Genomic DNA, 24,620 nt, shown 5'->3' on the forward strand with positions numbered 1-24,620 from the left:
TTACATACCTTCCAGTTGGCTGCCCTGTTGGTCCTTGCCGCCCAGGCGTTGGAGGAATAGGGCCAGCGCCAGGCCAATGACGACAAGGATGACGGCGATGACGCTTGCAGGTCCCATGAGGTTGGCCCGGAAGCCGCGCAAGTACATGTCGAGGGCCAGGATGCGGGTGGTGTTACCCGGTCCGCCACCTGTGAGGACGAAGATGAGGTCGAAATACGTCAGCGACCCAACAACCATCAGGGTTGAGGACGTGATGATGGTGTACTTCAGCTGAGGCAGGGTGATGTGGAAGAACTGCTTGATGGTTCCTGCGCCGTCGATCTGGGCCGCTTCATAGAGCGACTTGGGGATCTGCCGCACGCCACCTTGGTAAATCAGGGTGTGGAACGGCACGAATTGCCAGGCGATCACGAAGATGATCAGTCCGAGGGCCAGCTGGGGCACTCCCAACCAGTCCTGGGCAAGGAACGGAAGTCCCAGGCCCATGGCCAGGCCGAAGTTCGGGTCCAGCAACGCCTTGTAGGCGATGGCGACCGCAGCCGAGGAAAGCAGCAGGGGCAGGAAGTACAACACGGCCAGAGCTGCCCTGTATCGCTGCGTCCCCGCGGTAAAGACCCCCAGCAACAGACTGATGGGCGTCTGGACGAGCCAGGACACAATCATGATCATGAAGGTCAGGCCAAGGGAGTTGTAGAGCTCGGGGTCGGACAAGACCGACGTCCAGTTCTCCATTCCGGCTGCTCCAATGGCGCCGATGCCGTCCCAGTTGGTGAAACTCAGGATCAGTACCCCGAGAAGCGGTACAACGGCGAAGACGACAAAGAAGAACAAGGCCGGAATCGTCAGCCAGGGAAGCGCGGATCTTTGCTGCACGCTTCCTTGGGTCTTTTGTGTACCAGAGGCAGCCCTGTTAGAGGTTATGGAGCTCATTTGCCCAGGGTGGCATTCATGTTCTCAGCGAACTGCTGCGGGGTGATCGACTTGAGGAAGAGCTGGTCAATGTTGTTCAGCAGGGCTTCGGCAGCGGTGGGGCTCAGGGCCTGGTCCCAGGACTGCTGGAAGTTGGGGGCGTCCTTGCCCAGGGCGTAGACGAAGTTCAGGAAGTCCTTGTCCGGGGACGAGGCAAGCTTGTCTTCAATGCCCTTGACGATCGGAACCGAGCCGGAGTTGATGTAGGCGTCGATGACCGTATCTGTCATGATGCCGTCCTTGAAGAATTTCTTGGCCGATTCCTTTTCCTTGTCCGTGGCCTTGGCCGAGATCGACATGTACTGGGCCGGGTTGCCCACGCCGTTCTTCGGGTCTCCCTTGCCGCCGGCAATGGTCGGGAAGTTTACGAAACCGAGCTTTCCGTTCTGGACGAAGTTCTGGCCGTCCTTCTTCATGGCGCCGTAGGTCCAGGAGCCCTGCAGCATCATCGCTGCCTTGCCGGTGAACAGGAGGGCCTGGTCTGCCTTTGAATCCGCCGTGATGGAGGAGAAACCCTTGATGAAGCCATCGGCGGAGACCAGTTCCTGGATCTTGGTGCCGGTTTCGATGACGGCCGGGTCCATCCAGGCGTTGGGCTTGCCATCGAAAATAGCCTTGAAGACCTCGGGGCCGCCGATGCGGTCCAGCAAGTATTCCAGCCACATCATGGAGGTCCAGCGGGATTGTCCGCCCAGGGACAACGGGGCTACGCCCATGTCGTTGAAGGTCTTGACCAGGGACATAAGGTCTTCCCAGGTTTTCGGCGGCTGGACTCCGGCTTTGTCGAACAGGTCCTTGTTGTAGAAAAGGACGATCGGGGCCACGTACTGGTTGGGAAGGGCGTAGATCTTGCCGTCAACCGTTGCTGCTCCGAAGGAGGAGGGGAAGAACTTGTCCTTGAGGTCCGGGTTGGAATCGAACCAGCTGGTGAGGTCTTCAACCTGTCCCGCGTCGGCGTACGTTTTCAGGCCACCGCCACCCCAGCCGTAGATGATCGTGGGGGCCTGGCCGGCCCCGATGGCCGTCTTGATCTTGGTCTTGTACGCGTCGTTCTGGAAGTACGTGACGGCGATCTTGTTATCGGGATTGGCCGATCCGAATGCATCCACGGCCTTCTGCATGGTGGTTTGGTTGGGCTCACCTGTAAGGAACCACATGCTGGCTCCTCCTCCGCTCGCACCGCCTGGACCGGACGTGCCGCAGGCGCTTGTGGCCATGGCGGCGAAGGGAGTCACGGCCGCGAGGGCCAGGAAGGAACGCCGGGATGATTGGAACTGCTTCATTGCTTCTCCAGGGGTAGTCGCATCACTGAGCAAGCCTTGGTGCTTACTGCCGAACAGAGTGCCTGGCCCGAAATTTATCGAAAAATTTCGATGCCATGATTTAGGTCACGGTCTAAACTAAAGCCTGCGTCACAGTCCGTCAAGGGTCTCCTGGTAAAGATCTACGGTCATAAATCCGGTGAATTGCACGCGTCAGATTTATCGCCGATACTGAAAACACGTCGAAAGATTTCGAAAGTTGGGGAACATGGTTCGAGAAGTGCGTCCGCCCAAATTGACCTTGGCTGCCGTTGCCAAGGAAGTTGGCGTCTCCGCGCCAACCGTGTCCAAGGTGGTTAACGGCAGGCAGGACGTGGCCGAGGAGACCCGTAACCGTGTCCTCGCTGCCTTGCACAGAACGGGTTACCGTTCCCCGCTCCAGCGCAAGAGTCCTCCCGCGCAGCAAGCCGTTGAGGTGGTCTTCGATTCGCTGAACTCTGCGTACTCCGTGGAGGTGCTCAACGGAATAATGGAGCATGCCGCGGCCTCGCAGATGGAAGTGATCCTCTCCGTCACCAGCAGGCAGTCCGCCTCGCCCGTGGACCCGGAGGAACGTGCCCAACGCCTGCTCGATGAGGGCCGCAGCGGCATGATCGTCGTCACCTCGGCCTTCGGGCCAGGGCAGCTTAAGGCCTTCCAGCGACGCCGCATTCCGGTGGTCGTGGTGGATCCGCTCAACCCGCCACCGGGAGACGTCTACAGCGTCGGAGCAAGCAACTGGGCAGGGGGAAAGGCGGCGGCTACCCACCTGTTGGAACTGGGGCACCGTCGCATTGCGTACATTGGAGGTCCGGCGGCCGCCGAATGCAGCCAGGCCCGTTTGCATGGTTACATGGCCGCGCTGATGGCCGCCGGCGTGCCGGTGGTGGAGGAGTATGTCTCGGCAGGTCCGTTCCGTTCGTCAACCGGGGTGGCGGCGATGAAGTCGCTCCTGGCCCTGGACGATCCCCCCACGGCGGTCTTCGCCGCCAGCGACAGCATCGCCCTTGGCGTCCTGGCAGAAGCCAGGAGGCAGAACATTCGCATTCCGGACGACATGAGCCTGGTGGGATTCGATGGCACGACGCAGGCTGAAGAGTCCCTGCCGCCGCTGACTTCGGTATCGCAACCCCTGCTGGAAATGGGCCGTTCAGCGTTGAGCTTCATTCTCCGCCAACGGAGCGGAGAGGAAATCGACTCCCGGCGCGTCGAACTTGCCACCCACCTGGTGGTGCGTGAGTCCACCGCCCCGCCGCGTACGCAGCAGAGCCCGGCAGGTCTCCGACGCCAGGCGGATTGACGCCGGCAGTCAGAGCCGGAGCGGCGGAATGGCTTCGTACAGCAGCAACCGAACCCAACGATCGCCGGTTTCGCGGTACTCCTCGCGGCTGGCAAAGCGGTAAAGGAAGCTGCGCGCACGCACCCAGCGGGGGCGTTCGCCTTCGAACGGGTCTTGGCGAAGCAGCCCAAGCGTCGCTTGGTCCGCCTCCAGGAGTTTCTTAAGGAAGGCATAAAACCATTCCTCGTGGACGGTTCGCAGCGGCAGGAACCACATCAGCCAGTCCAGCCTGAGGTGATAGGGCGCCCATTGGCGCGGGAGGCGCCGGATGTCGCCGGGCTTTCCCTTGAAGCCGTATTCCAGCCAGCGGTCATCGGGCGCATCAGGTTCCTCGTCCAGGGTGCCCTCCACGACGATTTCGATCCGCTGTTTGGTGACCGTCCCGAACGCCCCATAGGCATTGACCAGGCGCCATCGGTTGAAGCTGGCATTCATGAGCTGCTGACGCGAAAACAGGTTCAGGAGCGGACGGTAGCTCAGGACCAGCAGCAGGACACTGACCATAACGACGACGGCGAGCCACCACGCCGGGGTTTCGGCGCCTGAGTGCCACTCAAGCGGGATGAACGGGAAGACGGCATGGACCGCGGAGTCGCCCACCGCTCCGAAGGTCAGGATGATCGCTGCCCAATTCAGCCACGCGAAGTTCCCTGAAGCCACCAGCCACAGCTGGGTGACGATGATGACGCCCGCGGCGGCGCTGGCGACCGGCTGCGGTGCGAAAAGGAAGAACGGCACCACCAGCTGCGCAAAATGGTTTCCCGCTACCTCGACCTTGTGCAGCGGGCGGGGGAGGAGGTGGGCCTGCCGGCTGAGCGGGCCGGGCATTGGCTGTGTTTCGTGGTGGTAGAACATCGCTGTCATGTCGCGCCACTCGCGTCCGCCGCGGATCTTGATCATCCCGGCACCGAACTCCAGCCGGAATACCAGCCACGTGATCAGGATGAGGATGGTGGTGGGTGGGGGCGTCTGGTCCGAACCAAGAAACGCCACCGTGAATCCCATCTCGAGGAGGAGGATCTCCCATCCAAACCCATAGAACGTCTGGCCCACGTTGACGATCGACATGTACAGGAACCACAGGGCAAGGAAAGCCACCATGGGCAGCCAGGGAGGACCGGCCTGCGGGAGGCCGATCAGCAGTAAGGCCGCCACTGTGATCCCCACCCGGCACACGGCCCGGAGCAGCGCATCCGAGTAGTGCCAGCGAAAAAGAGTCGGCCTGGCCAAGCGGCGTGCAAGGTCCAGGAATGCCGGTACCGGTAGCAGTCCCCGTTCGCCCAAAAGGGCAGGGAACTGGTTCAGTGTCGAAAGGAACGCAACCGCGTAGAGTGCCGCGGTGCCGCGCTGCAACACCTGCCGGGCGAATTCATGGTCCCACGCATCAAACCAGGACAGCCATTCCACAATCCCACGGTACGCAGGGGAGCCCGGCGGTCAAGCAGTGCAGGGCCGCAGGGGTTCCCGTCCCGTTCGCAGGCCCTCGTGCCGGCTGGGATACTTAAGGAATGCAGCCGCGCAAGATCGTCATCCTCGGGTCCACTGGTTCCATCGGCACGCAGGCGATCGACGTCGTCGACGCCGCCCCGCACCGTTTCGAGGTGGTGGCACTGAGCGCCGGCGGAGGAAACCTAGAACTCATCGCCCAGCAGGCCGTTCACACCCGGGCGCAAGCGGTGGGCATTGCCCAGGGCGATCCTGCCACCCTGCAGCAGTTCATTGCCGCTGCGGCCGCGGAAGCGGGCGTGCCGGACTTCGCTCCGCAGATCTTCGTCGGCCCCGATGCCTCAACGGAGATTGCCGCCATCGACTGCGATGTTGTCCTTAACGGCATCACTGGTTCCATTGGCTTGGCCCCCACACTCGCTGCGCTGGGCACGGGAGCTACGCTGGCCCTGGCCAACAAGGAGTCGCTGATCGTCGGCGGTGCCCTGGTCAAAGCCGCCGCACGCCCGGGCCAGATTGTTCCCGTCGACTCCGAACACTCCGCCATTGCACAGTGTCTCCGGTCCGGCACCGAGCAGGAAGTGGAGAAACTGATCCTGACCGCTTCCGGTGGGCCGTTCCGCGGCCGCACCCGTGAGGAACTCCACCACGTCACTCCGCAGGAAGCGCTGGCCCACCCCACCTGGGACATGGGCCTCATGGTGACGACCAACTCGGCCAGCCTGGTAAACAAGGGCCTGGAAGTGATCGAAGCGCACTTGCTGTTCGACGTCCCCCTGGATCGGATCGAGGTGGTGGTCCATCCCCAATCCGTGGTCCATTCCATGGTTCAGTTCGTGGACGGTTCCATCATTGCCCAGGCGTCGCCTCCGGACATGAGGCTTCCCATTGCCCTCGGACTGGGTTGGCCCGACAGGGTGCCCCGGGCCGCGCAGGCCTGCGATTGGACGCAGGCCACGAGCTGGACGTTCGAACCGCTCGATGCCGTGGCGTTCCCGGCCGTCGACCTCGCCAAGGACGCAGCCAAGCAGGGGAGTACCTTCCCGGCGGTGTTCAACGCGGCCAACGAGGAAGCCGTTGAGGCCTTCCATTCCGGCCGGATCCGCTTCACGGACATCGTTGACACGGTGGAGTCCGTCCTCAGCGAACACTCAGGATCCTCTGAGCTAACGGTGGAGTCCGTGCTGGATGCTGAGAAGTGGGCACGAGCCCGAACCCACGATCGTTTAGCTTCACGCAGCGCCCAGTAACCCCCCCCATACCTTTACGGAAGCAGTCCCACCGGCATGAGTCCCGTCCTTCTCTTCATTCTTGGAGTTATCTTCGTCGCGATCGGCGTCGCTGTCTCCATCGCGCTGCACGAGGTGGGCCACCTGGTGCCGGCGAAACTCTTCAAGGTGCGCGTCACCAAGTACATGATCGGCTTCGGGCCGACGCTGTGGTCCAGGAAAAAGGGCGAAACGGAGTACGGCTTCAAGGCCCTGCCCCTGGGCGGCTACGTCTCGATGATCGGCATGTATCCGCCCAACAAGGAGGACGGCGGAGTCCGCCCTTCAAGCACCGGCATGTTCCAGACCCTCGCCACCGAAGCCCGCTCGGTCGCCCATGAAGAAGTAGGGCCCGGCGACGAAGGACGTGTCTTCTACAAGCTTCCGGTCTGGAAGAAAATCATCATCATGCTCGGCGGACCGGCCATGAACATGGTGATTGGCTTGGTCCTGCTGGCCGTGCTGCTCATGGGATTCGGCGTTGCCCAGGCAACAACCACGATCTCCGATGTCTCCAAATGCCAGGTGGCGGCAGGCGAAACCGTGGACCCTGATTCAGCCGACTGCAAGCTCACCCCGGCAGCTGCCGCAGGGCTTCAGCCCAATGACAAGGTCACCTCCTTCGACGGCAAGGCCGTCACCAGCTGGGATGAACTGACCAGTTGGATCAGGTCCTCCGCGGGCAAGGAAGTACCCATCACGGTGGAACGCAATGGTGCAAGCGTGGAGACCACCGTGACGCCCGTTCTTTCCTCGCGCCCGGTCATCGGGGCGGACGGCCGCCCCGAGCAGGACGCCAACGGCGTCCTCAAATACCAGGAAGTCGGCTTCCTTGGCATCGGTGCGCAAAGCGCCTTGGTTCCCCAACCGGCGTCGGCTGTCCTTCCCATGGCGGGAGAGAACATCAAGCAAATTTCCGGTGTGATCTTCAACCTGCCCGCCAGGGTGGTCGGCGTCGCCAAAGCGGCCTTCAGCGAGGAGCCCAGGGACCCCAACGGCCCCATCAGCGTGGTGGGTGTCGGCCGCGTGGCCGGCGAGGTGGCAGCCATGGAACAGGTACCCCTGCAGGCCCGGATAGGGACCCTGATCGGACTGCTGGCGGGGCTCAACTTCGCCCTGGCCATCTTCAACCTCATCCCGCTCCTGCCGCTCGACGGCGGCCATGTGGCCGGTGCCCTGTACGAAGGAGCACGACGGCGGTTGGCCAAGTTGCGTGGCAAGCCGGACCCGGGCGCCTTCGACATCGCGAAGCTCCTGCCGGTGACCTACGTCGTGGCGGCGTTGCTGCTGTGCATGAGCGTCCTGCTGATTTACGCGGACATCGTCAAGCCCGTCAACATTTTCGGCTGACCCATGAACATTGACGACCGGACTGTGGGGATAGGCTAGCTCCATGACTGTTTTCGCTGTTGAGTACGTATACGTCGCCGATTCCGACGCCCTCCGCGACGAAGCCCGGCCAGCACACCGTGCGTGGCTCGCCGGACTGGCTGAGGACGACAAGCTGCTTGCCAGCGGCCCCTATGGTGACGGTGCCGGCGCTTTGCTGATCTTCAAGGCCGCGGAAGAAGCCGAACTCAATAACCTCCTCAAGCAGGATCCATTTGCTGAAGCCGGGGTTATCGCCGGCATCCGCACCACCGAATGGGCCCCCATCATCGGCGTCCTGGCAGCCCACGCTTCCTAGCCGCGGCGTCCTCCACCTCAACGATCACCCCAACCCAAGGAGTCCACGTGACCTCGGTCAGCCTGGGAATGCCAGCAGCCCCACCACCCGTTCTTGCCCCGCGCCGCAAGACGCGACAAATCAAGGTTGGTTCCGTTGGCGTTGGCTCTGATTCGCCGATCAGTGTTCAGTCCATGACCACTACGCCAACCACGGACATCAACGCCACCCTCCAGCAGATCGCGGAACTGACTGCATCAGGCTGCGACATTGTGCGCGTTGCCTGCCCCTCCGCTGATGATGCCGAAGCCTTGCCGATCATCGCCCGGAAGTCGCAGATTCCGGTGATCGCCGACATCCACTTCCAGCCCAAGTACGTCTTCGCCGCCATCGAAGCAGGTTGTGCCGCCGTCCGCGTGAACCCGGGCAACATCCGCAAGTTCGATGACCAGGTCAAGGAAATCGCGGCAGCGGCCCGGGACCACGGCACGTCCATCCGCATCGGCGTCAACGCGGGTTCCCTGGAGCCCGGCATCCTGAAGAAGTACGGCAAGGCAACGCCCGAGGCGCTGGTTGAATCCGCTGTGTGGGAGGCCTCGCTGTTCGAAGAACACGGATTCCACGACTTCAAGATCTCCGTGAAGCACAACGACCCCGTGATCATGGTGGCCGCCTACGAGATGCTGGCAGAGAAGGGCGACTGGCCCCTCCACCTCGGTGTGACGGAGGCCGGACCGGCTTTCCAAGGAACCATCAAGTCTGCCACGGCCTTCGGTGCGCTCCTGTCCCGCGGCATCGGCGACACCATCCGCGTTTCCCTGTCCGCCCCACCGGTGGAGGAAATCAAGGTTGGCAACCAGATCCTCCAGTCCCTCAACCTCCGCCCACGCAAGCTCGAGATCGTCTCCTGCCCGTCCTGTGGCCGCGCCCAGGTGGATGTCTACACCCTCGCCGAGCAGGTAACTGCCGGCCTGGAAGGCATGGAGATTCCGTTGCGCGTTGCGGTGATGGGCTGTGTAGTCAACGGACCCGGTGAAGCACGCGAAGCAGACCTCGGTGTGGCCTCCGGAAACGGCAAGGGCCAGATTTTCGTGAAGGGCGAAGTCATTAAGACTGTGCCCGAGAGCGAAATTGTTGAGACACTGATCGAAGAGGCCATGCGTATCGCTGAAGAGATGGGGGAGGCCGATGGCGAAGATGCTGTCAAGGGTAGCCCCGTGGTTAGCGTCTCGTAACGAGAACGGCTTGGGGGTCAGGGTGCTCGGCGGTGCCGACACCCTGGCTCTTCGCGCGCTCGCAAACGAAGACGCCGTAGCCAACGTCTTCATCCTTGCCCATCTGGAAAGTACCGGCACGGCGGCGCCTACCAGCGGCGGGGCCAGCGTTTTCGGAGTTTTCGACGGCGACACGCTCCTGGGTGCCTGCTGGGCCGGCGCCAATCTGGTTCCCGTGCAGCTGGAGCCCGGGCTGGCCGGCTACGTGGCCAACGCCGCCCACCAGACCGGACGCCGGTACGCTTCCATCTTCGGACCGGCCGAGACTGTGCTTGCGCTTTATGCCCGGTTCGAGCAGTTGGGCCATGTGGCCCATGAGGTCCGCGCCGAGCAGCCACTTCTCAGCATCTCCGGCGGCCCGGCCATCGGTGCCAATCCGGCCCTCACCTTTGGCTCAATGGTGGATTTCGACCGCATCCTTCCCGCCTGTGCTGCCATGTTTGAGGAAGAAGTGGGCTACTCTCCCTTCTTGGGAGGCCAGGAGTTCTACAGCAAGAGGGTGGCCGGCCTTATTCGGCAGGGCCATTCCCTGGTTCACATCGATACAAGCGGCACGGTGGTCTTCAAGGCCGAGCTGGGTGCCGTCACACGGGATGTCACCCAGGTGCAGGGCGTGTGGATGAATCCGGAACTGCGTGGCCGTGGCCAGAGCGCCGGGTACATGGCCGCCGTCGTCAACCTCTCGAGGACGTTCGCTCCGGTGACGAGCCTGTACGTCAACGACTACAACACCAAAGCCCGGGCCACCTACGAGCGCGTGGGATTTGAGCAGGTTGGCACCTTCGCGACGGTCCTGTTTTAGGTCGCTGGCCGCGACTTGTAGTCTTGTCTCGGTTGGCGCACGCCACCACATCACTCAACCTTCCCTGGGGAACAAATGAATAAGAATGCGCTGCGCGGAATTGGAGCCGCTGCACTGCTGGTTATGGGGCTCACGGCTTGTGTCGGGCCGGCTGCGTCAACTGAGGCCGCCTCGGCTCCTGCAAGCGAAACGGTGGCGGCGACACCCACGCCGACCCCCACCGCGGCTAAGCGGTACACCGCAGAGGAGCTCACGGCTATTGCGTTGCAGTTGCGCGACATCAACGGGCTGAAATTGTCCGTTATGTCCATGGCCGATGCGAGTGGAGTGGAACAGCAGAGCCGGGCGATGTTTGAAGGCGCTGTCATCGAGCCGGCTGAGTGCAAGGAACTGATGCTGGCAAGCCTGCTCCCCACTGAAAATGTGAAAGGTGTTGTAGGGACAAGCCTCGATACCTCCACTGGCTCTTCCACCGGCGTCACATTGTCTTCCGGGGTCGACGAGGAACTTATCAAGGCGGACTTCGCAAAGCAGGATCAAATCAGCGATTGTTCCGGGATGACTATGAAGATGGGGGAAACGACAGTGACCCTTAAGGCTCGAAAGGTCGAGGCGATCGTGTCCACTCCGCTCTCCATGGCGATGCGGACCGACTCTGTCTTCGCCGACGGGCGAAAGCAATCCATGATCATGGTCCGGGGCGCAAAAGATGGCATCGTGATCACCGGTTTGGCTTACGGAGGCAAGACCGAGGAAGAGGCGATTGCCCGGGCGGTGGATCTCGTCAACCAAGCTGCGGCACTGATCAAGTAGCAGCCCAACTGACTCGCAGTTGTGGTTGTTCCCAGCGCTGGGAACAACCACAACTGCCAGCTACTCGGGGGAGTCCAGGTTGCCTGTGAGGTAGTGCTGGATGTTCGGGGCAACCAAGCGGACCACTTCCTCGCGTGGGGCGGACGCCAGGGGCTGTAGCCGGATCACGTATCGCGCCAGCATGAGGCCCACCACTTGGGTAGCCACCAGGTTTCCGCGCAGCCGCACTTCGGCGGCGGAGCCCGGCAAGCCCCCCATGATCCGTGGCAGGACCGCCCTGCTGACCACTTCCTTCATGAGTGCCGTCTTGGCCTTGGAGCCGATGGTTCCACGGGCGAAGGCCACCATGGCGTGCTGTGCCGGGCCTTCCCAGAGCTCCAGGACGGTGCGGACAATGACTTCAGCCCTCACCTGGGGGTCTGCGTTTTCGACGTCGGACAGGACCGCCGCGGGATCGGCCGGCAATTCGACGCTTGCTGCGAACAGCTCGTCTTTGCCCTTGAAGAAGTGGTGCACCATGGCCGGATCCACGCCGGATTCGCGGGCTACCTGGCGCAGGCTTGTTCCATCGAACCCCTGCTCCGCGAAAAGCCCCCGGGCGGCAGCCAGTATGGCTTCCCTGGAGTGATCTTCCTGACTGCGTCGGCCGCGTCGTAGCTGCGGGAGGCTCATCGCGTTTGTCGCCGCAGGGTCAGCGATGCCAGGACCAATACGCCTACCACGATCGCAGCCATCACCGAGGCGTCCTGCCACATCGCCGACGTCGCCTCGGAATTGCCTGCGATCTCCTTCAGGGCGTCCACCGAGAAAGTCAGCGGCAGGACGCCCGAGATGCCGTCCAGGACCTCATTCATGTGCTCCCGCGCAACAAAGAGTCCGCACAGCAGGATCTGCGGAACAACCACTACCGGCATAAACTGCACGGCTTGGAACTCCGTCCGCGCGAACGCCGAACACAACAGGCCCAGGGCGACACCCAATACCGCGTTGATGACGGCGATCAGCACCACCAGGCCAGGGCTTCCCTTGATGTCCAAGTCAAAGATCCAGTACGCCACCGCTGTGGCCACCAGGGATTGCAGGGCCGCCATGATGGAGAAGGCCAAGGCGTATCCGAACAACAGATCGGCTTTGTGGATGGGCGTGGTGAGCAACCGCTCCAAGGTCCCGGACGTGCGTTCCCGCAGCATGGTGATGGACGTCACCAGGAACATCACAACGAAGGGAAAGATCGCCAGCATCATCAGGCCCACACGATCGAACGTGCGCGGTACCCCGGGCGGCAGGGTTTCGTTCTCATAGAGGAAGTAGACGGCCGTCAGCAGGAGGGCGGGAACAACGAGGATCATTGCCACGCTTCGGTGGTCGTGACGCAGCTGGCCCAGGACCCGGGTGGTCGTAGCCAGCGTCATCCGGAGGTTCATGATGCCACCTGGTTTTCGTGCCGGCCGCGGTCCGCAGCCCGGATGATGGTCAGGAACGCCCGCTCGAGGTCCACGCTCTGGCCGCGTTCGGCAAGTTCGGCCGGCGTGAGCTGGGCGAGCAGGAGTCCTTGCCTGAGCAACAGCAAGGTGGAGCAATGGGACGCTTCCTCCATGACGTGGCTGGAGACCAGCAGGGTTGTGCCGGCTGCGGCCATGGCGGCGAACCGCTCCCACAGTTCGGCCCGAAGAACGGGATCCAACCCCACCGTGGGCTCGTCCAGGACGAGGACTCTCGGGTGGGCCACCAGTGCGCAGGCCAACGACACCCGGCTGAACTGTCCACCTGAAAGATCGGCCGCCTTTTGCCGGGCAAGATCCCGAAGCCCGACGGCGGCAATCGCCTCGGCGGCGTCTGCCGCCGTCGCGCTGTGCATGGCGCCAAAATAGCGGACGTTCGCTTCGACGCTGAGGTCTCCATAGACGCTGGCGCCCTGGGTGACATATCCGACGTCGTGCCTGAGCGGGGCACTGCCGGCGGCCTGTCCCAGCACGGTGATGGATCCGCGGGTGATCCGCTGGACTCCGACGATGGCGCGCATGAGCGTGGTCTTGCCGCTTCCCGAGGGGCCAAGCAGTCCTGCTACCTGCCCCGGCGCTACTGTGAAATCGAGGCCGCGGAGGACTCTCTTGCGGCCCAAGGAAACATGGAGATCCGTTGCTGCGATGGCAACGGCAGCAGCGGAGGGAGCGGCAGGTTGGGGAGTGCGCGACATGATGGCCTCACGAGCATCCGAAAATTCATCAAGTGATGAAATAACGGTAGAACTGCCGCTGATGAGTGGTCAAGGACTTTCTTCTCCATCGAAAGTACAAAAATCCTTGAAAACGTGTCGTCAATCACATAGGTTCATCCCTAACCGTGTCGTTGGGGCGCGGGTGATTATTGAGGGGAATCGTGACAATGGCAGTTGGCGTTGATCTTTCCAAGGCACTTGACAAGGCGTACGAGGACAAGACCCTGAAGGAAATTCTGGATGCATCTCCGGCCGCGTTGGCAGGTGTTACGGATGCCACGGCAAAGGCCTTGAAGGATTCCCTGGGCATCGACACCATCCGCGAGCTCGGCAGCAATAAGTTCTTCGCAGTCGCAGGCGTACTCGTCGCCCTGGAGGGCAAGACCAAGTAGTCCACGGATAAAGCCCGCGGCCGGCCGGCCGTTGAGCCACGCCATCGCAGGATGACCAGCCCACAGCGGCCAGGGGCTTCCGCTCGCGACGGCGTGGCTCTTCCGTGTGCGGGGCAATGAGGCTCCTAAGGCCGTCCGTTCAAGGCGCGAGGCCGTCAGCCGGTAGATTAGTACGCAGTTGTTTTGCCACATCTGCCAAAGAAACGGATACGTACCCGTGGTCCTTCGCCTTTCCCAGTTATTCCTGCGCACCCTGCGTGAAGATCCCGTCGACGCCGAGGTCGCCAGTCACAAGCTTCTGGTCCGCGCCGGCTATATCCGCCGTGCGGCTCCCGGGATCTACACCTGGCTCCCGCTGGGCCTGAGCGTCCTGCGCAAGGTTGAGGAAATCATCCGCCAGGAAATGTCCGCCATCGGAGCCCAGGAAGTCCACTTCCCGGCGTTGCTCCCGCGCGAACCCTACGAGGCCACCAACCGCTGGACCGAGTACGGCGAAGGCCTGTTCCGTCTCCAAGACCGTAAGGGCGCCGACTACCTCCTTGCCCCCACGCACGAAGAAATGTTCACGCTGCTGGTGAAGGATCTGTACTCCTCGTACAAGGACCTGCCGCTGAGCCTCTACCAGATCCAGAACAAGTACCGTGATGAAGCACGTCCCCGCGCCGGGCTCCTCCGCGGCCGGGAATTCATCATGAAGGATTCCTACTCCTTTGACGTTGACGACGCCGGTTTGGACGCCAGTTACGCCGCCCACCGTGCTGCGTACCTGAAGATCTTCGAGCGCTTGGGCCTGGAAGTCATTCCGGTTGCCGCCACCGCCGGTGCCATGGGTGGTTCCAAGAGCGAGGAATTCCTGTTCCCCACCGAGATCGGCGAGGACACCTTCGTTCGCTCGGCCGGTGGATACTACGCCAACGTGGAAGCCGTCACCACGGTTGTTCCGGCGGACATCGACTTCACGAACGCTCCGGCAGCCGAAGTCCTTGATACGCCGAACACGCCGACCATCGATACCCTGGTCGCGGCAGCCAACCAGCTGGCTCCGCGCAACGAGGCCGACGGCGGCGCATGGACTGCCGCCGATACCCTCAAGAACGTGGTCCTTGCCGTGACGCTGCCCACCGGTGAGCGCCAGATCGTCGTCATCGGCGTACCGGGCGACCGGGCCGTGGACCTCAAGCGCGTGGAAGCCAACATCGGTTCCCACCTGCCGATCGCCGGTGAGATCGGCCTCGAGGCCGCCAACGAAGAGGACCTCAAGAAACTCCCATGGCTGGTCAAGGGCTACATCGGCCCTGGCTTGTCGCTGGACCAGCCTGTGCTGGGTCTTGAGGGGTCCTCCAAGGTGTTGTTCCTCGTGGATCCCCGCGTGGTTTCCGGCACCCGCTGGGTCACCGGCGCCAACGCTGAAGGCAAGCACGTCTTCGGCCTGGTGGCCGGCCGCGACTTCACCTGGGACGGCGTCATCGAAAGCACCGAAGTGCGCGCGGGCGATCCTGCGCCGGATGGCTCGGGACCCTTGGAAACCGCTCGTGGCATCGAGATGGGCCACATCTTCCAGCTTGGCCGCAAATATGCCGAAGCCCTCGACCTGAAGGTCCTGGACCAGAACGGCAAACAGGTGGTGGTCACGATGGGTTCCTATGGCGTTGGTGTTACCCGTGCCGTGGCGGCCCTGGCTGAAGCCAACCATGACGAGCGCGGCATCGTGTGGCCGCGCTCGGTTGCTCCGGCAGACGTCCACGTGGTGGCCGTTGGCCGCGGCGACGACATCTTTGATGCTGCCGAGAAGCTCTCCATTGAACTCGAGGCCGCAGGCCTGGAGGTCATCTTCGACGACCGTCCCAAGGTTTCGCCAGGCGTGAAGTTCGGCGATGCCGAACTCGTAGGCGTTCCCACCATCCTGGCCGTTGGCCGTGGACTCGTGGACGGCGTCGTGGAAATCAAGGACCGCCGCAGCGGTGACGCCGAGAACATCCCGGTGGACAAGGCCGTGGATTACGTGGTCAACGCCGTACGCTCCCGGTGATTTCCGGCTTCGAATCGATCCAGCTCACCACTATCATCCTGATCGTGGTGGCTGGATTCGCAGCCGGTTGGATCGATGCAGTCGTTGGTGGCGGGGGACTGATCCAGCTCCCCGCCCTTCTGCTGGTACCGGGCATCAGCCCTGTCCAGGCGCTGGCGACCAACAAAATGGGGTCCATCTTCGGGACCACCACCAGCGCGGTGACGTACTACCGCCGTGTTGGTCCGGACCTCAAGACCGCGATTCCCATGGCTGTGATTGCTTTGGCCGGAAGCTTCGGCGGCGCCATCCTGGCCGCGTCCTTGCCGGCAAGCGTCTTCAAACCGATCATCGTGCTGGCGCTGGTTGCCGTCGCAATTTTCACCGCGATGCGTCCCAGTGCAGGTGAGCTGACGGCACTGCGCCACGATGGCCACAAACACTATGTCGTGGCCTGCCTGATCGGCGGCGTCATTGGTTTTTATGACGGCCTGATCGGCCCGGGAACGGGCTCGTTCCTGGTCATTGCCCTGGTTTCGGCCATGGGTTACGCCTTCCTTGAAGCGAGCGCCAAGGCGAAGATCGTGAATATGGCAACCAACGCAGGGGCGCTGATCTTCTTCCTGCCGCACGGCTCGCTCCTCTGGGGCGTAGGCCTGGTCCTGGGCCTCGCCAACATGGCCGGAGGCTATCTGGGTGCCAGGACAGCCGTGGCCAGGGGGAGCAAGTTCGTACGCCTCGTCTTCCTGGTGGTGGTCGCCGCGTTGATCGTCAAACTTGGCGCGGACGTCTGGAACGAGAACTTCGCCTAAGGAACCGCGGCGCAGTCCGGCCCCACACTCCGGGCTGTTCTCCTCAGCTTTCGAGTTCTCCCGGATCCGGAAGATCGTGTGCCCGGGGAAGGTTGTCCAGGGTCCGGCCCGCCATGGTGCTTGCCACCCAGAGGGACCGTGCCAGGTCACCGCCGTGTCCGGGTTTGGCTGCGTACGACAAAGCGTTTTCCACTTCGCGGGCGATGCTCCACTGCTCCGCAATCCCGGGGTCGAGACCGGCTGCGAGGCTGAAGTCATGGCATCGCTCGCGAAGGGCTGCCTCAGGATCTGCCCACGAAAGGTCCGAAAGGCGGTTCCAGAGGATCGGTGCTACGGCAAATTCGGCCTCGCCGATCTGAGGTTGGGGATCAATGGCGAGGTAGCTTCCACGCGCCTGCTGGTCTGTGGTGGTGGCGAGGATGTTCATGAAGTGCAGATCCGTGTGGACCAGCACGTCTTTACCTGAACGGCGGCCTACGGCTCCGCGGGTTTGGCACACCTCGAGGGCCGCCTCCAGCAGCCACCGGGGGAAGGGGCGGTCGAGGCGTTCCCACTCTGCGGGGAGCTCGTCGCTCCAACGCTCCGCGGTCGCGGCGATATGGTCGAAGGCCTGCCATTCACGTCCCTCGCCCGGCTGTATGGAGAGTTCCCGCACGATGCGGCCCCACGAGTCCACGGCCTGGTCCATCGGCACGTCCTGAAGCCCATGGATGGCGTCCAGCCGCTCCAACAGCATGGAGCAGCTGGCGGCGTCGGAAGCCAGGAGCCGGACGGCCCCACGCCCTTCCCAGAGTGCCAGCGCGTGCCGTTCTGCCCGTGCTTCGTCGTGCGGGAAGGCAATCTTCAGGGCGGCCGGCGCGGCACCATGCCGGCGGACGGGCACCACCAACGCGCCGTGGCCGTTCCATGGCTCGGCGGCGGGCGCCAGGTCCACAGAGAGTTCCCAGCGATCCAGGGCACCGGAGATGAGACCCGGCAGGCTGGCCAGCCAGTCCCGGCCCGCTGAGTCACGGTTATACCGGGCGTGCAGGGCGCCCGGAATAGGAATCATCGCGTGAAGGGTCACGCGAACAGCCTAACTCTGCGGGAATGGACGGCCCCTAGAAAACGCCGCTGGCGCCCAAGAGCGTTCCGATGGAGAACGTAGCGGCCAGCGCGAGCGCTCCACCCAGCACTACGCGGACCGCAGCCCGGACACGGGAAGCCCCGCCGATCCAGGCCCCAATTGCTCCTGTGATGGCCAAGGCCACAAGCACCGCAACGAACGTCAGCGGTACGCGCATCTCCGCGGGCGGAAGGAGGATTGCCAGCATCGGGAGCACTGCCCCCAAGGTGAACGCCACAGCGGAGGCCAAAGCGGCATTCCAGGGGCTCACGATGTCGTCTTCGTGAATGTTCAGCTCGGCGGACAGATGGGCAGCCAAAGCATCGTGCTCGGTCAGTTCTTCGGCGACAGTCCTGGCCGTCTTGGCGCTCAGCCCCTTGGACTCGTAGATCGCGGCGAGCTCGTTAAGTTCCTCTTCGGGTTGCTCGGCGAGTTCCCGGCGTTCCTTCTCGATCAGGGCCTTTTGGGTGTCGCTCTGGCTGCTGACGGAAACGTACTCGCCCAGGGCCATGGAGATTGCACCACCCACCAAACCCGCTGTTCCGGCAGCCAGGATGCTGCCTGTGTTGGTGGTGGCACCCGCCACGCCCACCACGATCGCGGCGACCGACACGATTCCGTCATTGGCGCCCAGCACCCCGGCCCGCAACCAGTTCAGCCGGTGGGCCAGATCGTCCCGGTGCGGTTCATTCTCATGGGTGGTGGCAGTTTCCGTTGAAGCCATGTTCCTAGCCAAGCACCCGGCGACGACGTTGGCCAGCATGGCTAGGCTCGCCTATCCACCCCGCGCCCGTGCGGTCGCTTATCCGCCGGTGGATGCCTGGGCGCGGGAGGAAACAGCGCCTGGAGTGGGCAGGGAAGGCAAGGTATCGGCGTCGAGCTTGAGTCCAGGCAGTGCGGGAAGGGAGGCACCCCAGGCGACGCTCCTGCGGGCCGCCGCCAGAAGGCCGTCCACGGCCCACCCGCGGGTCTCACCAGTGGACAAGGCCACCAAGTCCCCGAAGCCCGGCAAGGACGACGTTTCCAAGGCGGCGAGGGCCGTAGCGGGATCCTGCGCAAACAGCTCCGGAAGCTGATAGCCGGCCGTTGTGGCTGGGACGTCCCCGCAATTGGCACGGGTCAGCGCTTCTGCCTGCCGAAGCAAAAGGACGTGCACTTCCAAACCCCTTGCCGCAGCGGTGCCGGCACTGTTCTCCAGCCTTTTCAGGGCGACCTGGTAGGCGTACACCGCTTCTTGTTGTGAACGGACTGCCGCAGCAAGCGCAGCATCGGTAGTTGCCGACGAGGGCTCCGGTGTGGGGCTGACTGAGGGACAGGATGCCGCGGTTGGCGTCGCCGCCGGAACCGTCGAAGCAAGCAGTGTCTTGCTGTCCGCCGGCGGCTCCACGGGCAACGGTAATTGCCACTGGGCAGCAAGTGTCTCAGCGTGGAGCAGTTGGGCGGTGCCGACGGAGGCCAGCAGGCGGGCAATCCCGCCGTCGGCTTCCCGTGCAGCCGCCAGGCGTTTCCGGCCGCTCAGAGCGAGCTCTTCAACCAGGGAAGCGCGTGTTGCCGGTGCGGCTGATGCGGTTTTCGTAGCTGGTGTGGCCTGGAGAGTGGGATGGGTGGCAGCTGCGCCGGTAGCATCTTCCGGAACCATCAGTGCCCGCGCGTGGGTTGTCAGCAATGTCACAAGACCGCCAAGGCCCGGGTTTTTGGCGTCCTTCCCCTCGGCTTCCGCGAGGGCTTGGGCTGCTTCGAGCAAAGCCGCGGCCTCTTTCGCGGCATCAGTGCGGGCAGCTTCGGAGAACGAAACGGGCGGAGGAGTCCCGGAATCGCGCGGAATCAGCACCATCCCGGTGCCAGCCACCAGCAAAGCCACCACGGCAACCAGCAGAACCCTGCCCCATGCTGGTGCTCGTCGTTTTTCGCTTGTTTGCCCGTTCACAACACACCATGGTGTCACGCGGGCAGGCAACTCCGTGCACCATGTTCCCAGGATAATCGTTAGGCTAGTAGTCACAACAACATCTATCGGGAGGCGGCGGGCAACGTGAGTGACTCGGAAGCCACGACTTCAACAGACCGTTCTGAATCGAACTCAACGGCCACCATCCACAACCCGGAAGAGAGCAGGCTCAAGGCGCTGCTCGAACCGGCTGTCCTCGCCAGCAGGCTCTACCTCGAGGATGTTTCCATCCACGTTGCCGGAAAACACCGCACCGTCCACGTCGTCGTGGACCTTCCCCAGGAAGAAACCGGCGGTGTCAGCCTTGACGCCATTGCGGAGGTTTCCCGGGGCCTGTCGGATATTCTGGACAACGATCCCCATGATGACGGACGTCCCTACGACCTCGAGGTTTCCTCGCCGGGAGTGGGACGCCCCCTGACCGAACCCCGCCACTGGCACCGCGCCCGTGGCCGAATGGTGCGGGTCAACGTCATCCAAGGAGACAACCTGCTGGGACGCATCACCTCCGTCGGTGACAACGACGTGACGATCATCCCCGAGCACGAAGTCAAGAAGGGCATGAAGCCCAAGCAGGGCGACCCCATCACTATTCCTTTCGACAGGATCCGCCATGGAAAAGTCGAGATTGAATTCAGCCACCTCCACGAGGCTGCGCTGGAAGACGAGCACAACGGACCTTCCGAGGAGGCCTAATGGATATTGACATGAGCGCACTGAGACTCCTGGAGCGTGAGCGTGAAATCCCGCTGGATCTCCTGATTCCGACCATCGAGCAAGCCTTGTTGGTGGCGTACCACAAGACCCCCGGCGCCTTTGAGAAGGCCCGTGCCGAGCTGGACCGCAAGAGCGGACACGTGACCATCTGGGCCACCGAGATTGACGACGACGGCGAGCCCATCGGCGAGTTCGAAGACACCCCGGCCGGCTTCGGACGCATCGCAGCAAGCACTGCGCGCCAGATCATCCTCCAGCGCCTCCGTGACGTTGAGGACGACAACGTGCTGGGCGAATTCAAGGGCCGTGAGGGTGAGCTCGTTGCCGGAATGATCCAGCAGGGCAACAACCCCCACATGATCCAGGTCAACCTCGGAACCGTGGAAGCCCTGCTTCCCCCGCCCGAACAAGTTCCCGGTGAAAAGTACCTGCACGGAAGCCGCCTGCGTGCCTTCGTCGTGGACGTCCACCGCGGCGCCAAGGGTCCCTCCATCACCCTTTCCCGGTCGCATCCCGGCCTGGTCCGCAAGCTCTTCGAAATGGAAGTTCCGGAGATCGCGGACCACTCCGTTGAGATCGTGGCGCTGGCCCGTGAAGCCGGCCACCGCACCAAGATCGCAGTGAAAGCGAACATCCCGGGCGTCAACGCCAAGGGTGCATGCATCGGTGAAATGGGCTCCCGCGTCCGCGCGGTCATGACTGAGCTGAACGACGAAAAGATCGACATCGTGGACTTCAGCGACGACCCGGCAACGTTCATCGCGAACTCGCTGTCGCCGTCGAGGGTGAATTCGGTCACAATCACCGACGAGGCGACCCGGTCGGCCCGCGTGGTCGTGCCGGACTACCAGCTTTCGCTGGCGATCGGCAAAGAAGGCCAGAACGCCCGGCTCGCAGCCAAGCTGACTGGATGGCGGATCGATATCGTTTCGGACGCAGCCCCGGCGAAATCCGAATAGCGGCAGAACCGACGCCATCGGCCGCCGGTTTCGCGCCGCCCTCCCGGCGCTCCTGGTTTCAGGAGTCAGGGGCCGGGGGGCTAGACTAGATGGAACCGGGCTTACGTCCGGTATCCGCGCGCTTTGGCGTGCCTCAGCTGCATCTGCAGGACCGGGGCCGCCGGCGCCAGTAACGTAAGGCAGGTTGGACACGTCGTGGCTGAACTGCTTGAACACGGCCAGGGGCCTGTTCGCACGTGCATCGGATGCCGGAAGCAAGGCTCCCGGTCCGAGCTTGTCCGGCTGGTCGCCCAAGGCAGCGGTTCATCCGCTGTCCTCGTCGATGTTCGACGCCGGATGGCCGGCAGGGGTGCGTGGCTGCACCCCAACGAAAAGTGCCTGGCATTGGCGATCAAGCGTCGCGCTTTCGGAAGGGCCCTTGCGGGCGCTACCGAAACGGACGCCGTCGAACGCTACCTGATGCCGGGTACGCCACTTGTGGAGGCCCCGGCAGCCGCAGGAAAACCGTCCAAACCTGAAAGCGGGTCAGAAAACTGATGGAAACCCGATGAGTTCCCAGCGATGAGTGCGTAACGATGACAACTTTGTTGCGCTCTGCAATGGGCCTTTCAATCGCGCAAGCGGCGAAGGCCCGCAGTAAGAAGTAGACGGTTCGTGCCTGGCTCGGTGCGGACCGAGACAGGAGAAATGTGGCCAAGGTCCGCGTACATGAGCTCGCCAAAGAGCTCGGTATTACTTCCAAAGATGCAGTAACCAAACTGCAGGAATTGGGCGAATTCGTTCGCTCCGCCTCTTCCACCATTGAGGCCCCCGTCGTGAAGAAGCTTCGCGACGCCTATCCGGGTGCCGGCGCTGCAAAGTCCGCCGCTCCCGCTGCCGCTCCGGCGGCAACCCGTCCAGCAGCAGCATCCCGTCCGGCTGCCCCGGCTCCGGGCCCTGCAGCGCCGAAGGCTCCGGCCCCGGCACCCGCAGCTCCCGCTCCGGCAGCTCCGGCTCCCGCGGCTCCGGCAGCCCCCGCTGCTCCCGCCGCATCCACCCCGGTTTCGGCCAAGCCCGGTGCCCGTCCTGCTCCCAAGGCAGAGACTCCGGCTCCGGCACGCCAAGGCGGCCAGGCTCCCCGTCCGGGCGGTCCCCGTCCCGGCAACAACCCGTTTGCCACGTCGCAGGGCATGCCCCGCGGCCGTGGTGGCGATGGCGATCGTCCGCCGCGTCCGGGCAACAACCCGTTCGCACCGTCGCAGGGCATGCCCCGCGGTGAACGCCGCAATGACGGCGAACGCCCCGGTGGCCCGCGTCCCGCAGCCGGTGCAGGCGGTCCCCGTCCCGCAGCAGGTACCGGTGGCCCCCGTCCGGGTGCTCCGCGTCCAGGCGCACCCCGTCCGGGCGCTCCGCGTCCTGCCGGCGGCCCCGGTGGCGGAAACCGTCCGACTCCGGGCATGATGCCCAACCGCACTGAGCGTCCGGCTCCGGGTGGCGCAGGCCGTCCCGGTGGCGCTGGTCGTCCGGGTGGCGGACCGGGTCGTCCCGGTGGCGCTCCAGGTTCGGGCACTGGCGGCGGAGCTCCCGCCGGCGGTGGCTTCGGCAAGGGTGGCCGCGGTCGCGGTGGCACCCAGGGTGCCTTCGGCAAGGGCGGCGCCGGTCGTGGCAAGCAGCGCAAGTCGAAGCGTGCAAAGCGCCAGGAACTGGAGCAGATGAGTGCTCCGTCGCTGGGCGGCGTATCAGTACCCCGCGGTGACGGCGAGACCATCATCCGCCTGCGTCGTGGTTCGTCCATCACGGACTTCGCCGAGAAGATCGACGCGAACCCCGCATCGCTGGTAACCGTGCTGTTCCACCTTGGTGAGATGGCTACGGCTACGCAGTCCCTCGACGAGGACACCTTTGGCTTGCTTGGCGCCGAACTTGGCTACAAGCTCCAGGTTGTTTCGCCGGAAGACGAAGAGCGTGAGCTTCTGGACCAGTTCGACATCAACATCCAGGACGAACTCGACGCCGAAGGCGACGACGTCCTTGAGCCCCGCGCACCGGTTGTCACGGTCATGGGTCACGTTGACCACGGTAAGACCCGTCTGTTGGACGCCATCCGCAACTCCAACGTTGTGGCCGGCGAGCATGGCGGCATCACCCAGCACATCGGTGCCTACCAGATCAGCCACGTCCACGAGGGCACTGCCCGCGACATCACCTTCATTGACACCCCCGGTCACGAGGCCTTCACGGCCATGCGTGCCCGTGGTGCCAAGGTCACCGACATCGCGATCCTGGTTGTCGCAGCCGACGACGGCGTTATGCCGCAGACGGTGGAAGCGCTCAACCACGCACAGGCAGCAAACGTGCCGATCGTCGTCGCAGTGAACAAGATCGACAAGGAAGGCGCCAACCCTGACAAGGTCAAGGGCCAGCTGACCGAGTACGGCCTGGTTCCCGAAGAATACGGTGGCGACACCATGTTCGTTGAGGTCTCCGCACGCCAGAACCTCAACATCGACGAACTGATCGACGCAGTCCTGCTGACGGCCGATGCCGCCCTGGACCTGCGTGCCAACCCGGACAAGGACGCTCGAGGCATTGCCATCGAAGCGAACCTGGACAAGGGCCGCGGTGCTGTTGCTACCGTCCTGGTCCAGTCCGGCACCTTGGCTGTCGGCGACACGATCGTTGCCGGTACGGCCCACGGCCGTGTCCGTGCCATGTTCGACGAGAACGGTGAGGCACTCGATGTCGCACTGCCGTCCCGCCCCGTCCAGGTCCTGGGTCTGTCCAACGTGCCGCGTGCAGGTGACACCTTCCTGGTGACCCCTGACGAGCGTACGGCCCGCCAGATCGCTGAGAAGCGTGAAGCTGCCGACCGCAACGCGGCCCTGGCCAAGCGTCGCAAGCGCATCAGCCTGGAAGACTTCGACCAGGCCGTTGCCGAAGGCAAGATCGACACCCTCAACCTCATCCTCAAGGGTGACGTATCCGGTGCCGTGGAAGCCCTCGAGGACGCCTTGCTCAAGATCGACGTTGGAGACGACGACGTTCAGCTCCGTGTCATCCACCGCGGTGTGGGTGCCATCACGCAGAACGACGTCAACCTGGCAACAGTGGACAACGCCATCATCATCGGCTTCAACGTCAAGCCCGCCGAGCGTGTGGCTGAACTGGCTGACCGTGAAGGCGTGGACATGCGCTTCTACTCCGTCATCTACGCAGCAATCGATGACATTGAGATGGCTCTCAAGGGCATGCTCAAGCCGGAGTACGAAGAAGTCCAGCTCGGTACTGCCGAGGTCCGCGAAGTCTTCCGTTCTTCCAAGTTCGGCAACATCGCAGGTTCGATCGTCCGCTCGGGCATCATCCGCCGTAACTCGAAGGCCCGTGTCACCCGCGACGGCAAGATCATCGGTGACAACCTCACCGTTGAGACGCTCAAGCGCTTCAAGGATGACGCCACTGAAGTCCGTACGGACTTCGAGTGTGGTATCGGTCTTGGTTCCTTCAATGACATCAGCGAAGGCGACATCATCGAGACCTTCGAAATGCGCGAGAAGCCGCGCGTCTAGGTTCCGCATGGAACGGGTCCGTCGGGTAGCCCCGGCGG

General features: G+C 63.5%; 23 protein-coding genes. 14 read left to right on the top strand and 9 right to left on the bottom strand.

The genetic code is table 11. The annotated features are described in order from the left end of the window. On the bottom strand, window positions 1–930 hold the full coding sequence (locus HMI60_RS11455; protein WP_064723189.1) for a carbohydrate ABC transporter permease: 930 nt from the start codon (window positions 928–930) through the stop codon (window positions 1–3). Further along, window positions 927–2,252 (bottom strand): extracellular solute-binding protein, encoded by a 1,326-nt coding sequence (locus tag HMI60_RS11460; protein WP_193589686.1) that lies wholly within the window; start codon window positions 2,250–2,252, stop codon window positions 927–929. The genes HMI60_RS11455 and HMI60_RS11460 overlap by 4 nt, the downstream gene beginning before the upstream one ends. A 247-nt stretch (window positions 2,253–2,499) precedes the next feature. On the opposite strand from HMI60_RS11460, the gene HMI60_RS11465 reads away from it, so the two are divergent. After that, entirely contained in the window at window positions 2,500–3,570 is a 1,071-nt protein-coding gene (locus HMI60_RS11465; protein WP_193589687.1) for a LacI family DNA-binding transcriptional regulator, read from the top strand. Window positions 3,571–3,579: 9 nt separating this feature from the next. On the opposite strand, the gene HMI60_RS11470 is transcribed toward HMI60_RS11465, so the two are convergent. Then, a complete protein-coding gene (locus HMI60_RS11470; RefSeq protein ID WP_193589688.1) occupies window positions 3,580–5,016 on the bottom strand; it encodes a lipase maturation factor family protein in 1,437 nt (478 codons plus the stop codon). A 101-nt stretch (window positions 5,017–5,117) separates the two neighbouring features. Here HMI60_RS11470 and dxr point away from each other — a divergent pair, with 101 nt between their 5' ends. From dxr to HMI60_RS11500, 6 genes are all read left to right on the top strand, one after another. Further along, on the top strand, window positions 5,118–6,305 hold the full coding sequence (dxr, locus tag HMI60_RS11475; RefSeq protein WP_039240576.1) for a 1-deoxy-D-xylulose-5-phosphate reductoisomerase: 1,188 nt from the start codon (window positions 5,118–5,120) through the stop codon (window positions 6,303–6,305). A 36-nt stretch (window positions 6,306–6,341) separates the two neighbouring features. Continuing rightward, window positions 6,342–7,673 carry an RIP metalloprotease gene (locus HMI60_RS11480; protein ID WP_039240578.1) on the top strand — a complete coding sequence of 444 codons (1,332 nt, stop codon included), beginning with the start codon at window positions 6,342–6,344 and terminating at the stop codon, window positions 7,671–7,673. A 43-nt stretch (window positions 7,674–7,716) separates the two neighbouring features. After that, complete coding sequence (locus HMI60_RS11485) at window positions 7,717–8,010, top strand: YciI family protein (protein ID WP_018779025.1); 294 nt, start codon at window positions 7,717–7,719, stop codon at window positions 8,008–8,010. A gap of 47 nt (window positions 8,011–8,057) precedes the next feature. Continuing rightward, a complete protein-coding gene (gene ispG / locus HMI60_RS11490) occupies window positions 8,058–9,224 on the top strand; it encodes a flavodoxin-dependent (E)-4-hydroxy-3-methylbut-2-enyl-diphosphate synthase (RefSeq protein WP_018779026.1) in 1,167 nt (388 codons plus the stop codon). Continuing rightward, window positions 9,187–10,065, top strand: coding sequence for a GNAT family N-acetyltransferase (locus HMI60_RS11495; protein ID WP_064723203.1), 879 nt, complete (start codon window positions 9,187–9,189; stop codon window positions 10,063–10,065). The genes ispG and HMI60_RS11495 overlap by 38 nt, the downstream gene beginning before the upstream one ends. Window positions 10,066–10,140: 75 nt before the next feature. Further along, a complete protein-coding gene (locus HMI60_RS11500; RefSeq protein WP_018779028.1) occupies window positions 10,141–10,878 on the top strand; it encodes a hypothetical protein in 738 nt (245 codons plus the stop codon). Between the two features lie 60 nt (window positions 10,879–10,938). Here HMI60_RS11500 and HMI60_RS11505 read toward each other — a convergent pair whose 3' ends face one another. Genes HMI60_RS11505 through HMI60_RS11515 form a run of 3 tightly spaced genes read right to left on the bottom strand, consistent with a single transcriptional unit; the run spans window position 10,939 to window position 13,075 of the window. After that, on the bottom strand, window positions 10,939–11,550 hold the full coding sequence (locus HMI60_RS11505) for a TetR/AcrR family transcriptional regulator (RefSeq protein WP_039240581.1): 612 nt from the start codon (window positions 11,548–11,550) through the stop codon (window positions 10,939–10,941). Continuing rightward, entirely contained in the window at window positions 11,547–12,290 is a 744-nt protein-coding gene (locus HMI60_RS11510) for an ABC transporter permease (RefSeq protein WP_018779031.1), read from the bottom strand. The genes HMI60_RS11505 and HMI60_RS11510 overlap by 4 nt, the downstream gene beginning before the upstream one ends. Before the next feature lie 8 nt (window positions 12,291–12,298). Next, the gene (locus tag HMI60_RS11515) at window positions 12,299–13,075 is read right to left on the bottom strand and encodes an ABC transporter ATP-binding protein (protein ID WP_193589689.1); all 777 of its coding nucleotides are present in this window, start codon (window positions 13,073–13,075) and stop codon (window positions 12,299–12,301) included. A gap of 188 nt (window positions 13,076–13,263) precedes the next feature. Here HMI60_RS11515 and HMI60_RS11520 point away from each other — a divergent pair, with 188 nt between their 5' ends. The 3 genes from HMI60_RS11520 (at window position 13,264) to HMI60_RS11530 (ending at window position 16,308) form a co-directional block, all read left to right on the top strand. Further along, entirely contained in the window at window positions 13,264–13,488 is a 225-nt protein-coding gene (locus tag HMI60_RS11520; RefSeq protein ID WP_018779033.1) for a hypothetical protein, read from the top strand. A gap of 217 nt (window positions 13,489–13,705) precedes the next feature. After that, window positions 13,706–15,517, top strand: coding sequence for a proline--tRNA ligase (locus tag HMI60_RS11525; protein ID WP_055977951.1), 1,812 nt, complete (start codon window positions 13,706–13,708; stop codon window positions 15,515–15,517). Continuing rightward, on the top strand, window positions 15,514–16,308 hold the full coding sequence (locus tag HMI60_RS11530) for a TSUP family transporter (protein WP_018779035.1): 795 nt from the start codon (window positions 15,514–15,516) through the stop codon (window positions 16,306–16,308). The genes HMI60_RS11525 and HMI60_RS11530 overlap by 4 nt, the downstream gene beginning before the upstream one ends. A gap of 43 nt (window positions 16,309–16,351) precedes the next feature. Here the strand turns inward: HMI60_RS11530 and HMI60_RS11535 are convergent, their stop codons facing one another. The 3 genes from HMI60_RS11535 to HMI60_RS11545 all read right to left on the bottom strand — a co-directional run bounded on the left by HMI60_RS11535 (window position 16,352) and on the right by HMI60_RS11545 (window position 19,340). Then, on the bottom strand, window positions 16,352–17,359 hold the full coding sequence (locus HMI60_RS11535) for an aminoglycoside phosphotransferase family protein (protein WP_189076079.1): 1,008 nt from the start codon (window positions 17,357–17,359) through the stop codon (window positions 16,352–16,354). 49 nt (window positions 17,360–17,408) lie between these two features. Next, window positions 17,409–18,137, bottom strand: a complete 729-nt coding sequence (locus HMI60_RS11540; RefSeq protein WP_193589690.1) for a VIT family protein — start codon at window positions 18,135–18,137, stop codon at window positions 17,409–17,411. Between the two features lie 78 nt (window positions 18,138–18,215). Continuing rightward, window positions 18,216–19,340 carry a DUF4439 domain-containing protein gene (locus HMI60_RS11545; protein WP_227453520.1) on the bottom strand — a complete coding sequence of 375 codons (1,125 nt, stop codon included), beginning with the start codon at window positions 19,338–19,340 and terminating at the stop codon, window positions 18,216–18,218. 105 nt (window positions 19,341–19,445) lie between these two features. On the opposite strand from HMI60_RS11545, the gene rimP reads away from it, so the two are divergent. The 4 genes from rimP to infB all read left to right on the top strand — a co-directional run bounded on the left by rimP (window position 19,446) and on the right by infB (window position 24,582). Beyond that, window positions 19,446–20,057, top strand: coding sequence for a ribosome maturation factor RimP (gene rimP / locus HMI60_RS11550; protein ID WP_018779039.1), 612 nt, complete (start codon window positions 19,446–19,448; stop codon window positions 20,055–20,057). Continuing rightward, a complete protein-coding gene (nusA, locus tag HMI60_RS11555) occupies window positions 20,057–21,037 on the top strand; it encodes a transcription termination factor NusA (protein WP_055977942.1) in 981 nt (326 codons plus the stop codon). Before rimP ends, nusA begins: the two co-directional genes overlap by 1 nt. A 195-nt stretch (window positions 21,038–21,232) precedes the next feature. Then, window positions 21,233–21,574, top strand: a complete 342-nt coding sequence (locus HMI60_RS11560) for a YlxR family protein (RefSeq protein WP_039240583.1) — start codon at window positions 21,233–21,235, stop codon at window positions 21,572–21,574. A gap of 152 nt (window positions 21,575–21,726) precedes the next feature. Continuing rightward, a complete protein-coding gene (gene infB / locus HMI60_RS11565; RefSeq protein WP_018779042.1) occupies window positions 21,727–24,582 on the top strand; it encodes a translation initiation factor IF-2 in 2,856 nt (951 codons plus the stop codon). Window positions 24,583–24,620: the final 38 nt, after the last annotated feature.

The organism is Paenarthrobacter sp. YJN-D, assembly GCF_015040335.1.
In the GTDB taxonomy this organism is placed as follows: Bacteria; Actinomycetota; Actinomycetes; order Actinomycetales; family Micrococcaceae; genus Arthrobacter; species Arthrobacter nicotinovorans.